Source organism: Vibrio nigripulchritudo (assembly GCF_027924785.1).
In the GTDB taxonomy this organism is placed as follows: Bacteria; Pseudomonadota; Gammaproteobacteria; order Enterobacterales; family Vibrionaceae; genus Vibrio; species Vibrio nigripulchritudo.
Genome location: NZ_AP027049.1, coordinates 1,081,327 through 1,094,028, shown reverse-complemented (window position 1 = coordinate 1,094,028; position 12,702 = coordinate 1,081,327). Strand labels below are relative to the sequence as shown.

Below are 12,702 nucleotides of genomic sequence, written 5' to 3'. Positions count from 1 at the left end.
ATACTTCTAAAACTCTCTCGTTGTTTTTATAAAATCAAAATATCTAAATGATCATTTATAAAACATATGAAAGGAGAACCGTTATGAGTGTTTTAAGTAAGCCTTCCGTTTATTTCCCAGAGTACACCGTGACTCAGGAAGAGATCATTGAATGCCTTCGTCAGTTACACAGTGACCAACCACACGCCGAAAAAGCGTTTGATATGGTTCGTAATTCTAGCATTGATAAACGCCATCTGATCGTTCCTCTGGACAAAGTAGTCTCGCTGGAAGATTTCGATGAGCGCAGTATGATTTATGATGAGCAGGCGCGTCTGATGTCTGAACAGACAGCACGCCAGGCTATCGAAAACGCCGGGTTGCAACCCAAGGACATTTCCATGGTTATCGTCACATCCTGTACTGGGTTTATGATGCCTTCCCTCACCGCTCATCTGATCAATGCTCTGAATCTGAAAGACTCAACCATTCAGCTACCCATGGCGCAAATGGGCTGTGTTGCTGGCGCTGCTGCCGTCAACCGCGCTTTTGACCACTGCAACCAGTCTGTACAAAACAACGCGTTAATTGTCGCGCTGGAAACGTCATCACTCTGTTTCGATAAGTACGCCAATCGCATTCAGGACTTTGTCACTAACTCGCTGTTTGGAGACGCGTGCGCCGCAGTAGTTATGCGAGGCGATGACCAGACTAGTGGCATGAAACTGACTCACTCTGCCTGTCATTTTCTGCCTGAAAGTGAAGCGTTCATTCGCTATGACATGACGCCACGAGGCTTTAAATTCTCACTCGATAAAGAAGTCATGTATTCAATTGAACGAGTCGCACCGGTCATTGATCAGTTCGTACAGTCGAGCAAAGAAAAAGCATCGAAAGAGTTGGATTTCTATCTGTTCCATACTGGAGGCAGACGAATTCAGGATGAAGTTGAACGAACTCTGGAACTTACGTCAGACGCATTAGACCACTCTCGCGCATGTCTGCGTGAAACGGGTAATACGTCCAGTGCCGCTGTGATTGATGTACTGAGAAGAAGTTTTGCGCACAGAAAGGCTGGAGAACAAGGCGTGATGGCAGCATTCGGTCCGGGATTCACCACCGAAATGGCGTTAGGGACTTGGCAGTAAAACCACAACGGGTGTCTGAACCCAAATTCGGACACCCTTATCCTCAAGTCGGCTAAGCCCTAGGGTTTATCCCAGAAACTAAGGTTTATCCCAGAAAAATTCTTTAATCTTTCCATCAGAACCCGTCACGATGTAAAAGTAGTCATCAAGAACCAGTTCAGAGAAATAACGCTTAAAGTCCTGTTCTTTCGCAGGTTCTGAATAGTACATCATGTAGAATTTATGCCCTTCTTCTACATAGGCATTTTCAACAAGCTCGATATGTATATCTTGGTTTTCCTGCATAAGTGTATTCTGGTCCAGATGACCATCATTCTTGATCGTAATCTGTTTCCACAGTTCCAGATTTCTCGCCACACTCATCACTCTGGATTTTTCAGTCTCAACTTGTTTTGACAAGTGATTAATGTAAAACAGAGACCAAAGCAGATACGCAAGGCAACATGCGCCAATTAGATAGAGTAACCGGCTCTTTCCTGATTTTTTAATTGTTTGCATTTAGCTGTCTCCGACACCAACAAAGGTCGCTTCCACTTCTGACGCTTCATTCTCAAGACGTCTGATAATGAATGAAACCCTTCCATCAACGTACTTTCCTGCACATCGAATACTGGGGCTCTCAGCAATACCTTCGCACTGAAAACCAGCTTTCACCAACTGATGCCTGAAAGAATAAAAGGGAGTACTTTGCATAAATTTGGCTGTGATGATGGTTGGTTTGACACCGTCTGCAACTCGATAGGAAAAAGTCACATCGTCAATTAATTGGTAGTAATCGAACTCCCGAACCTCTTTTGGCAACTTTAAATAATAGGCAGGCGAACCCTTTTTAATATCATCAGGTTCCCAGAAATAAAAAACACCTGAAAGATACAAGAGCGCAATCAGAACAATAAATACAAAAATCAGCCAGCGAATTACCATAGAACCGGATCACAATGAGTATACAACTCATCAAACTATATCTAGTTAGATGAGTTGTATACAAAAAAAGCGCCCACAATGGGGCGCAAATTGACAACAAAAGATCCCTCTATCTTTTGCATTGTCACAGATCCATGAAGTTCAAACTCCCGAACTTCAAACCCTTGTCAGTTTTCTCTCCAGACCCTAATGTTCAATACGAATTTCTGTGTTCGCATCAAAGAACACCGCTTTCGACAAATCAAAGTACAATTCCGTCACTTCTCCGACATTCACATCGAACTCTGGAGACAATCGACACGCGACTTCCTGCTCATTCACTTTCACCATCGCAATCGTGTCTGGTCCGGTTGGTTCAAGCACTTCAATTTTCAGTGGCAGCTTGGTGGCGTGACTGTCGTCATCCACTTGCTCAGTGATGTTTTCAGGACGCAGACCAATCACTACATCTTGCCCGTCTCGCGGACGAAGCGATTCTGGCAAACGGATCGCATGTTCGTGCCCTTCTCCATCTTTCACTTTTGCCACTGGTTGGTCGTTGCTGTTCAGGTCCACTTTGCCACGAATGAAATTCATTGAAGGCGAACCCATGAAACCTGCCACAAACATATTGTTTGGCTTGTTGTAGATTTCTTTTGGCGTACCCAGTTGCTGAAGTTCACCGTCTTTCATCACCGCGATGCGATCCGCCAGTGTCATGGCCTCAATCTGATCGTGCGTCACGTAAACAATGGTGGTATTCAATTGCTGATGCAGACGTTTAATTTGAGTGCGCATCTCAACACGCAACTTGGCATCAAGGTTCGACAGTGGCTCATCAAACAAATAGAGCTTAGGTTTACGAGCCAGAGCGCGACCCATGGCGACACGTTGACGCTGTCCCCCGGAGAGTTGCGACGGTTTGCGATCCAATAGATGGTCAATTTGCAGCATTTCTGCCACTCGCTGAACCTCGGCTTCAATCTGATCCGTCGGCATTTTGCGGATTTTCAGCCCAAAGGCGATGTTGCCTCGCACCGTCATATTTGGGTACAGCGCGTAAGACTGGAACACCATCGCGATGTCGCGATCTTTTGGCTCGACTTGTGCGACGTCTATGCCGTCAATCACAATCTCACCCGAGGTAATGTCCTCCAGCCCCGCAATGGTATTCATCAATGTAGACTTGCCACATCCAGACGGTCCGACGAGAATCAGAAACTCGCCAGAATCGATGCTGATGTTAATCCCTTTCAGGGTTTCCTGGTCCGCATTGCGATAGGTTTTGCGGATCTTATTCAGTTGTAGTGTTGCCATAAGTTTATCCTTTTACTGATCCGGCGGTGAGACCACGCACGAAGTACTTGCCTGCTAATACATACACAATCAAGGTTGGCAGAGCAGCGATGATGGCTGCGGCCATGTCTACGTTGTATTCCTTCACACCTGTACTGGTGTTCACTAAGTTGTTCAGAGCCACGGTAATGGGCTGCGTTTCTGAACCGGAATACACCACGCCAAACAGAAAATCGTTCCAAATTGCGGTGAACTGCCAGATAACGGTAACCATGATGATGGGCAGTGATAACGGCAGTAGAATTTTAAAGAAAATGGTAAAGAACCCAGCGCCATCCAGCTTCGCAGCTTTCACCAGCTCATCGGGGACACCAATGTAAAAATTACGGAAGAACAAGGTGGTAAATGCCAAACCGTAAATTACGTGAACAATCACTAAGCCCGTGGTGGTGTTTGCCAGCCCAAGCTTACCGAGCGTGGCAGCCATCGGCAGTAGAATCACCTGAAACGGAATGAAGCACCCAAACAGCAACAGGCTGAAAAACAGGTTAGAACCTCGGAATTGCCACTTGCTGACTACGTAACCATTGAACGCACCTAATAAGGTCGAAATGGCGACGGCAGGGATCACCATCTGGAATGAGTTCCAGAAATAACCTTTTACCCCTTCACATGCCACGCCAGTACAGGCGGAAGACCAGGCTTTGCCCCATGCGTCAAACACCCATTCTTTTGGCAACGACATGATGTTGCCCGCTTTGATGTCTGGCAGTGTTTTGAATGAAGTAATCACCATTACAAACAGCGGCATCAGATAAACAAGGCAGAAGAAAATCAGTGCGGAATAAATCAACGCTCGACCAAAATTAATAGAGCGAGAGTTAAAAGGGCGAGAGTTAAACGGCTTACTCATGACTTTTTCTCCCTTAATTCAGAGTAAAGGTAAGGCACAAGAATGGCCAGAATACCGCCCAGCATCATCATGGCACTGGCAGCACCTAAACCGATCTGACCTCGGGTAAAGGAATGTGCGTACATGAATAGCGCCGGCAAGTCGGATGAATAACCCGGTCCACCCGCAGTTAATGCGGTGACCAAATCGAAACTCTTGATCGCGATGTGCGATGTGATGATCACTGCGCTGAAAAAGACGGGTCTCAAGCAAGGCAGAATGATTTTCAGATAAATACTTGGCAAGCTTGCCCCATCAATTTGCGCGGCTTTAATAATGGAAGAATCGATACCACGAAGCCCCGCAAGGAACATCGCCATTACAAACCCTGATGACTGCCATACGGCGGCAATAACCAGCGTGTAGACAGAGAAGTCTGAATTAACCAACCAGTCGAATTTGAAGTCGGTGAATCCCCAGTCGTGCACCAGTTTTTCGATGCCCAGACCTGGGTTTAGAATCCACTTCCACGCGGTACCCGTTACGATGAACGAGAGCGCCATTGGGTAAAGGTAAATAGTGCGGATTGCTCCTTCCTGGCGAATGTTCTGGTCAAGCAAGACAGCCAAACCGACACCAAGCACAATGGCAATCAACATAAAGAGTAAACCGAAGAGACCGAGATTGGTGATCGAAGTGATCCAACGATCGTTGTCCATCAGTTTTTCGTATTGAGCAAAACCCACAAATTTGAAGCTGGGTAGAAAGCGGGAGTTGGTCAGCGATAAGGCTGCTGTCCAAAAAATGTAACCGTATATGCACACCACAGTGACGAGCATAGTCGGAGCCATAACAATTTTTGGCAGCCAGTTTTGTAGTTTGTCGGCAAAGCTTCGCTTAGGTGCCGACTTAGTCTTAGGCACTGTCAAAACATGCTCCATAACTTATCCTTGTTAGGGGACCCTCACGACCGCCGCAAGCGGCGGTACTAGAGGAAGAGTGGGCATTATTGCCCTTCCTTCAGGGGGTGTTCTTTAGGAATGTCGATATCAAAGCCAGCAGACCGCTATACAAGCAAACTTGGAAAAACTGCTGGCTTCGAATCGAGTCTTAAATGGCAGCTTTCACTGCTTTGGCTAACTTCTTCACCGTCTCTTCTGCATTGGCAGACGGGTCATTGAAGTAGTTGGTCACCACATCGTAAATCGCACCTTGAACGTAGCTGGTCGTCGACAGACCATGCGCCATACTTGGCACAAGATCGCCGCTCTCAGCACTGGTCTTGAAGGTCGCCATAGAATCCAGAGCACAAGAATCAAACTTCGTCATGTCCATGTCTAAGCGAACTGGGATCGAGCCTTTGTTCAGGTTAAATACTTCTTGGAAGTCTTTGGTCAGGATAGTTTTCGCCAGCGCTTTTTGTGCTTTTTCGTTTTCTGCATTTTTCAGCTTGAAGAAAGCAAAGCTATCGATGTTGAAGGTAAACTGACCATCCGTACCCGGTGCAGGTGCGCAGATGTAGTCTTTGCCCGGCATTTTACCCGCAGCAGCAAATTCACCTTTCGCCCAGTCACCCATGATTTGCATGGCGGCATCACCATTGATGACCATAGAGGTAGCGACGTTCCAGTCACGACCTGGAGAGTTGCTGTCGATGTAATCGCGGATCTTGTGGAATTTCTCGAACACTTCGACCATCTTAGGTCCTTGAAGTACGTCCATATCCAAATCAACAAACGCTTTGTTGTAGTCGGCACTGCCCAACACATCCAGTGCTACCGCTTCAAATACTGTTGCGTCTTGCCATGGCTGACCACCGTGCGCTAGAGGAATGTAGCCCGCCGCTTTGATTTTCTCAGCCGCTGCAAAGAATTCATCCAGTGTTTTCGGTACTGAAACGCCTGCGGCTTTCAATACTTCTGGGTTTGCCCAAAGCCAGTTAACGCGGTGTACGTTAACAGGAACTGCCACAAAGCTGCCTTCGTGCTTCATCACTTTGGTCACAACGCTAGGAAGATTAGTTTCCCATTTTTCCGCTTTTGCTACGTCATCAAGGCTGGTTAGGAAACCGAGGTCACCCCATTCCTGTATGTCGTGTCCTTTGATCTGGGCTGCCGAAGGTGGGTTACCTGAAACAGCGCGGGTTTTCAGTACGGTCATCGCACTTTCACCACCACCACCAGCTACAGCAAAGTCTTTCCAAGAGTGACCTTGCTGCTCTACTTTGCTTTTCAGTACGGCTGCGGATTTCGCTTCACCACCAGATGTCCACCAATGAAGTACTTCAACTTCGCCAGCTTGTGCATAAGAAGTAGCAGCCAGCAATGATAGGGTTATCAGAGTTTTATTCATTTTCATTGTTATCGTCCATGTTATTTGACCTTGCGGTCTTGGATTAGGCAAAAACGGGGAAACGGATACAAACAAGCATTTCCTCATTTGCCTTCAGTCTAAACATGGAAAAAACGGAAGATTGAAACAAAGGGTAAGCCTAATGTAACGAGTATGTTACATTACAGCTCAGGGTCATGTGGGATAAGGACTTTTGCTTCTAAGCCGCCCTTGAGAGAATTGTAAATAATGAGATCTCCACCATGTGCATGAAGGATATTTCGGCTGATCCCAAGCCCCAGACCATGCCCGTCTTTGTCGTTGGCGAGTCGGTAATAAGGCTCAAACACCATGTCTAATTTGCTCTCGGGAATGCCTTTCCCTTCGTCCAGAATGATCAGCTCCAGCCTTTCTTCATTGTCGTAAACGTAGACATGAACCCGGTGACCGTATTTCACGCCGTTGTCGATCAAATTAGTCAGCACTCTTTTCATGGCAAGGGGCTTCGCCCAAATTGGAGGAATCGAGTCTTCAGGCAAAAAGACTTTGGTGGTTTCCTGATTATGACTTTCTGCAATGGATTCCAGCATTTCCCCCAAATCAACATGCGCGTTGTTTTCGTGCAGGTCGGTTTCTCGCACACACTGCAATGCCCCTTTCACCATCATTTCAAGTTCGTCTAAATCTCTGTTGAACTTAAAACGCTTTTGGTCGCTTTCGAGTAACTCGGCTCGAATGCGCAAACGGGTAATCGGGGTTTTAAGATCGTGCGAAATGGCAGAAAAGAGGTGCTCTCTGTCGGTAATATACCGGTTAATGCGAGACTGCATCCGGTTGAACGCCCGAGTTGCGGTGATCAGTTCTTCCGCTCCTTCTTCTGCCAGAGGCGACTGTTCAACGTCGATACTCATGTCGTTGGCTGCTTTCGCCAGTCTTCTTAAAGGGCGAACCTGACGCTTAACCATCAAATAAGTGAGAAGCAGCAACAAGGTTGTCGAGAATACTAAAAACAGTACCTGGTCACTGCCAAGAATGGTGTCATCCAAGCTGATGTAAGGTGCCGGAAGTAGTGCCGCTATGTACAGCCATTGATTGGTATCCAGCTCAATCTGCACCACCAGAATCGGCGGGTTTAAAGGTTCTAACGTTAGGGTGTGATGTGCCCACGAGCGAGGTAAATCACTCAAATAGATGTCGTTCTTCAGTATTCGCAAGGTATCGGGACGCGAGAACTCAACATTGGTTTGCTTGACCTTTCTAAGCTTGGTGCTCAGCACCTGTTCAACCGCATCCATGGATATGCGTTTTAGCTTGGAATCAGGGACAGGGTCTATATCTAACCGTTCTTCGTTAAAAGAGACGAAAAAGCGCGTTCCGCCCATATTCCGTATCTGGTCGAGCACAATATGGCGGTATTCTCTGGGAAGCGACTGAAAAAAGGTGACAGTTGAAGCAAACATGTTCGCCATACTTTCTGACGCCGAACGAATGCCTTCATATTCCCTTTGTTTAGACTGTGAATACCAGATGGATGTCGCTATCCCTTGCGCTACCACCACGGCAAGTAAAGTCAGAAGCAGCGTGCGCGCGACAAGTGAGTTGGGCCAGCGGAATCGCATCTATCAGCGCTCATAGGTAACAGACGCGGTAAACATATAACCATTACCGCGCATGGTTTTGATGTACTTGTTGCCTTTATCACCCAAGCGCTGGCGAAGCCGACTCAACTGCACGTCGATACCTCTTTCAAAAGGCAGCGCTTCCCTGCCCCTTGTGGCAATAGAAATCGTATCACGATCCAGAATTTCATTAGGGTGAGAAAGGAACAGCATCAACAGAGCAAAATCACTGCCGGAAAATTCAATTACCTCTTCGGATTCCAGATGCGTAGCCCGATGAGAGAGCGTATCCAGCCGCCAGTCACCAAACACTATGCTTCTTGAGAGCGACGGCGTGGCATTGGCTTCATCCTCCAGGGTGTGCATTCTTCTCAACAGGGCTTTGATGCGAGCCATCAATTGGCGTGGGCTGAAGGGCTTGGCAATATAGTCATCGGCTCCGATTTCCAGACCAATGATCTGATCCGTTTCGTCAGAAACCGCAGTAAGCATAATGATAGGAACGTTGGAATGCTTACGCACTTTCTGACACAGCGTAAATCCATCGTCACCGGGTAACATTACATCCAGCAGAATTAAATCCGGGTAACCTTGCTCAGAAATAAATTCATGTAGGGCGATTCCATCTTCCACACTAGAGACGTCAAACCCAGCTTTAGACAAGTACTCTTCCAGCAATTCTCGGATTTCGCTGTCGTCATCCACTACCAGAATGTGAGTTTTTGCCTGCATACCTGTTGCCTTTTGCTTGTTTTGAGCATAGCTCATTCATTTCAGTAATTTTATTCTAGCCTGTCTGATTTTTTGTTTGGCAACTTTATCAATAAAGTTTGAGCCTGTTATCAGCACATATAATTTTTATATGAACTCATGCTCGCAATAATTCTTCCGAATAACCGATTGATATTGAATAGTTTTCAACCAGAAATACCAAAGCACATTCATCTAAATTATAAGGTAAAAACCAATATTAAATATAAAGAAGGGAAATGCGCTTATTTTATTTCTGGCTCAAATTCAATATTCACTTAAACAAACGCGCTCATTTGTTTAGTCAAATCTTTTCAAATTGAAAGAATGTTTTAAATATCTGTGTTAACTAATTTCCGAATATTCAAAGAGTTTATTAGCAATTTATAATTCTAATCGAATGAAAATAATTTTGTATGACACAGATCTCATTTATATGGCTTATGTTTAATAGATTCTGCGATAAAACACTCAATACATTGAGGTGTTTATAAATTATTTGTTAGAATCTGAGCACATTTTGATTTCAACGCTTATCATTTCAACGACAAATTTCAGTAGAGAAACACTCGTAAATTGTTCTCATATTATGCGTCTAGATTAATTCAGGAAAACAGTCCATTTGAACAAAGCACTTGAAAAATTAAAGCAAGTAATGCGTTGGATATCTGGCGACAGCGAAGATGTATTCAATAGAGTACATCACGTTTTCCTGCTGCTTGTTTCTATTTTCATGGTCATTGTAGGCGTTTTTAATACCGTCGCTGAAATTACACCCATTCACTTTTCTATTATTCTCTATGTCGTTGCCGCTTTAATGGGGGTGATGTGGTATTACTCTCGCTTTAAAGATCGCTATCGACCTGTTGCCGTTTTATTTGCCACTTGCCTGATGGTGTTTGTGATCCCCATGACCTGGTTTTCGAATTCAGGATCATACGGTCCGACTGCCTTGTATTGTCTGGTAACGGCGCTGTACACCCAAAGTGTGTTGCGAGAAATGGCGATGCTGAAATGGCCTTTCATTACCTTCGCGATCTGCCTGCCATCTATTCTGTTTAGTGTGGAAACCTATTACCCTGACTTGGTGACGCATTACACCTCAGATTACGCTCGTTTCCTTGATCATCAGTTTTCTTATTTTGCCGTCATGATAATGCTAATGGTTATGATGTCTGGACACGTTTATCGCTATCGAATGGAAGCGATGAGAGCCCAAAGCTACGCAGAAAAACTGAAACATTTGGCCGAGCGAGACAGTTTGACCAACCTATACAACCACCGCGTTATTCTGGACAAAGCACGCCAAATCAAAGACAACGCCAAACAGGCAAGTTTAATTCTCTGCGACGTAGACCACTTCAAAAAGCTCAATGACTCCTATGGTCACCTAATGGGTGACGCGGTGCTGTCCGAACTTGCCCGAACGCTGGAAGCGGACTTTTTACCAGAAGGTTCTTCAGTTGGTCGATATGGTGGCGAAGAGTTTCTGCTCTCTCTCCCTGTCGGGTTGCATGAAGCGGGAGACATTGCCGAACGCATTCGGGTTGCCGTGCTCTACTGCAGTAGTCAGTCATTAGAAATCACCATCAGCTTGGGTGTTTCTCAGTTTCGTGATTCCGAAACGGTTGCCGACGCGCTGAAACGCGCAGATCAGGCACTTTACAAAGCCAAACAGCTCGGCAGAAATCAGGTCGTCATTGCACCAGCCGACAACGAAGAAGACAACCAGACCTTTAGCCCTCAATACACGCCATAATAGCTATACTCACCATAATAGCTATTCACACCACAATAACTATCCACGCCAAAGCAGCTATGCGTCTGAGCGTCTGTGCACCAGAGTGACTGAGCCGGGCTCACAATTTTTTCCTCTATGTAACGCTTTCCAAAATCTTGGACTACACTTTTTCTAGTCGTGACAGTCCAAGGAAATAACTATGAAAACCAGAGCAATAATGGCTTATGTCTTCGGTGCTATGTCTATCATTGCGGGCATCACCATAGTGTTAGGGTTCACAATTCTAAGCTCTGCAGACAAACTAAAGCAGACTTCGGAAACACGCTACGCCTCGTATCAGGTTGCTGATGAGCTAAGACAGAGCTCCGATGACCTGACCCGTTTAGCAAGAACCTACGCACTGACAGGTAATGACGATTACGAAAGTATGTATATGGACATACTGGCGATTCGTAATGGTGAAAAACCACTGCCGCAAAAGTATCACCAAATATACTGGGATCTGGTGATTAACTACGGCGAAAAACCAAAGCCGGACGGTCAGACCATTTCAATTCAGCAACGAATGAAGGACTTAGGCTTCTCAGACAAAGAGTTCGCGTTACTAAAAGAAGCACAAGGTAACTCAGATGCTCTGGTGAATCTGGAAGTGAAAGCTATGAACGCGGTTAAGGGTATTTTCCAGGATCCGAATTCTGGTCAATATACCTTACGCAAAGAGCCGGATACTGCGATGGCGGCGGAACTGCTTCACAGTAAAACCTACCACGTTGAAAAAGCCAAAATCATGAAACCGATCGATGGTTTCTTCTCTGAGCTTGAGAACCGAACCTTCAGTTATCTGGAGCGAGACTTTTCTTCTCTTGAGAAAGCGGTAATAATCACCTTAGCTCTGATGGCCTTATTACTCATCGCGGCTGTCATCGGTTTTGTCATGGTAAACAGAGTCGTGACCAAGCCAGTGACCAACTTGAGTGTCCAGCTTAAAAACATTGAGAGCAGTGGCAACCTCGGGCTTCGAATTGACAATGTGGGCAATGGTGAAATCGGGGAAATCGCTCAGCAGATTAACAGCTTGCTGGAATCTCTGCACACGACTAAAGAAACCTCGAACCGTGTCTCGGCACACGTTCAGGATCTGGCATCTCAAACGCATGGAGTGGTATCTGAAAGTCGTATGACTTCAGACACACTGACACAGGAAACCAATTCTGTACTGGTTGCGGTAGAAGAGATGGCTACAGCCCTGACACGAGTTACAGACGTCACAGTAAATGCCGAGAATGAAGCCTCACAAAATGACCGCAACGTAAGTGAAGGACAATCGTCCATGCAACTGGCAGTGGAGTCCATGACCACGCTGCAAAGCGAGTTCGGCAACACCCAGCAAGCGATGGAAGGGTTGATTTCTGAAAGTGCTCAGGTATCTGGCGTGCTGGACGTAATCAAGTCGATTGCAGAACAAACTAACTTGCTGGCACTGAATGCCGCTATCGAGGCAGCACGTGCCGGTGAGCAGGGTCGAGGCTTTGCGGTGGTAGCAGATGAAGTTCGCTCTCTGGCTCAACGTACACAGGATTCAACCAACGAAATCGAAGAGATTATTGCCAGCCTGCAAGAAAAAACCAATTCCATGGGTGGTACCATCAATCAGGCAGCTGGGCTAATGTCCACGGCTCATGAGAGCATCGATAAGATTGGTGAAGTCTTCGTTAAAATCAAAGACACCACGGGCACTATTTTCAGCCTCAACTCTGAAATCGCTCAGTCTACCGACGAGCAATCCAAGGTGTCTAATATGATCAACGAAAGCCTGTCTCAGATAAACGAGCTGACTAATCAGGTCGCGCGCTCAATTGAACAGGTAGAAGTGTCAGCTTCCAATCTGGATCAGAGTGCTAAAGAACTCGCTAATATGTAAGCGTCATAGTTATCACATAAACGTATCATTAGGGTGTCATTTGTTATGGCACCCTTTTTTTGTCACATAAAGGTCACAGTTCAACCATTTAGTGCTTTGCTTTGCTTTAAAAACACTCTATC

General features: G+C 45.9%; 11 protein-coding genes. 3 read left to right on the top strand and 8 right to left on the bottom strand.

Features of this window, described 5'->3' with window-relative positions:
- Positions 1-83 precede the first annotated feature (83 nt).
- A complete protein-coding gene (locus QMG91_RS05250; protein ID WP_004406249.1) occupies positions 84-1,127 on the top strand; it encodes a type III polyketide synthase in 1,044 nt (347 codons plus the stop codon).
- 78 nt (positions 1,128-1,205) lie between these two features.
- Here QMG91_RS05250 and QMG91_RS05245 read toward each other — a convergent pair whose 3' ends face one another.
- From QMG91_RS05245 to QMG91_RS05210, 8 genes are all read right to left on the bottom strand, one after another.
- On the bottom strand, positions 1,206-1,625 hold the full coding sequence (locus QMG91_RS05245) for a hypothetical protein (RefSeq protein ID WP_281870184.1): 420 nt from the start codon (positions 1,623-1,625) through the stop codon (positions 1,206-1,208).
- Entirely contained in the window at positions 1,626-2,051 is a 426-nt protein-coding gene (locus QMG91_RS05240) for a hypothetical protein (RefSeq protein ID WP_281829284.1), read from the bottom strand.
- Positions 2,052-2,237: 186 nt separating this feature from the next.
- Positions 2,238-3,347 (bottom strand): ABC transporter ATP-binding protein, encoded by a 1,110-nt coding sequence (locus QMG91_RS05235; RefSeq protein ID WP_281829282.1) that lies wholly within the window; start codon positions 3,345-3,347, stop codon positions 2,238-2,240.
- A 4-nt stretch (positions 3,348-3,351) separates the two neighbouring features.
- Entirely contained in the window at positions 3,352-4,239 is an 888-nt protein-coding gene (locus QMG91_RS05230; protein WP_200766869.1) for a carbohydrate ABC transporter permease, read from the bottom strand.
- Positions 4,236-5,159: a carbohydrate ABC transporter permease gene (locus tag QMG91_RS05225; RefSeq protein WP_004403479.1), complete on the bottom strand. Its 924-nt coding sequence runs from the start codon at positions 5,157-5,159 to the stop codon at positions 4,236-4,238. Before QMG91_RS05225 ends, QMG91_RS05230 begins: the two co-directional genes overlap by 4 nt.
- 169 nt (positions 5,160-5,328) lie before the next feature.
- The gene (locus QMG91_RS05220; RefSeq protein ID WP_022551248.1) at positions 5,329-6,576 is read right to left on the bottom strand and encodes an ABC transporter substrate-binding protein; all 1,248 of its coding nucleotides are present in this window, start codon (positions 6,574-6,576) and stop codon (positions 5,329-5,331) included.
- Between the two features lie 155 nt (positions 6,577-6,731).
- On the bottom strand, positions 6,732-8,168 hold the full coding sequence (locus tag QMG91_RS05215) for an ATP-binding protein (protein ID WP_004403474.1): 1,437 nt from the start codon (positions 8,166-8,168) through the stop codon (positions 6,732-6,734).
- 3 nt (positions 8,169-8,171) lie between these two features.
- The gene (locus QMG91_RS05210) at positions 8,172-8,900 is read right to left on the bottom strand and encodes a response regulator (RefSeq protein ID WP_004403472.1); all 729 of its coding nucleotides are present in this window, start codon (positions 8,898-8,900) and stop codon (positions 8,172-8,174) included.
- Between the two features lie 640 nt (positions 8,901-9,540).
- On the opposite strand from QMG91_RS05210, the gene QMG91_RS05205 reads away from it, so the two are divergent.
- Complete coding sequence (locus tag QMG91_RS05205; protein WP_004403461.1) at positions 9,541-10,677, top strand: GGDEF domain-containing protein; 1,137 nt, start codon at positions 9,541-9,543, stop codon at positions 10,675-10,677.
- A gap of 181 nt (positions 10,678-10,858) precedes the next feature.
- Entirely contained in the window at positions 10,859-12,580 is a 1,722-nt protein-coding gene (locus QMG91_RS05200) for a methyl-accepting chemotaxis protein (RefSeq protein WP_022590020.1), read from the top strand.
- The last annotated feature ends 122 nt before the right edge of the window (positions 12,581-12,702 follow it).

Excerpts from the sequence above, each read along its gene's own strand:
- QMG91_RS05240 (WP_281829284.1), bottom strand. The coding sequence starts at position 2,051 with ATGGTAATTCGCTGGCTGATTTTTGTATTTATTGTTCTGATTGCGCTC.
- QMG91_RS05250 (WP_004406249.1), top strand. The coding sequence starts at position 84 with ATGAGTGTTTTAAGTAAGCCTTCCGTTTATTTCCCAGAGTACACCGTG.
- QMG91_RS05245 (WP_281870184.1), bottom strand. The coding sequence starts at position 1,625 with ATGCAAACAATTAAAAAATCAGGAAAGAGCCGGTTACTCTATCTAATT.
- QMG91_RS05210 (WP_004403472.1), bottom strand. The coding sequence starts at position 8,900 with ATGCAGGCAAAAACTCACATTCTGGTAGTGGATGACGACAGCGAAATC.
- QMG91_RS05225 (WP_004403479.1), bottom strand. The coding sequence starts at position 5,159 with ATGGAGCATGTTTTGACAGTGCCTAAGACTAAGTCGGCACCTAAGCGA.
- QMG91_RS05200 (WP_022590020.1), top strand. The coding sequence starts at position 10,859 with ATGAAAACCAGAGCAATAATGGCTTATGTCTTCGGTGCTATGTCTATC.
- QMG91_RS05215 (WP_004403474.1), bottom strand. The coding sequence starts at position 8,168 with ATGCGATTCCGCTGGCCCAACTCACTTGTCGCGCGCACGCTGCTTCTG.
- QMG91_RS05220 (WP_022551248.1), bottom strand. The coding sequence starts at position 6,576 with ATGAAAATGAATAAAACTCTGATAACCCTATCATTGCTGGCTGCTACT.
- QMG91_RS05230 (WP_200766869.1), bottom strand. The coding sequence starts at position 4,239 with ATGAGTAAGCCGTTTAACTCTCGCCCTTTTAACTCTCGCTCTATTAAT.
- QMG91_RS05235 (WP_281829282.1), bottom strand. The coding sequence starts at position 3,347 with ATGGCAACACTACAACTGAATAAGATCCGCAAAACCTATCGCAATGCG.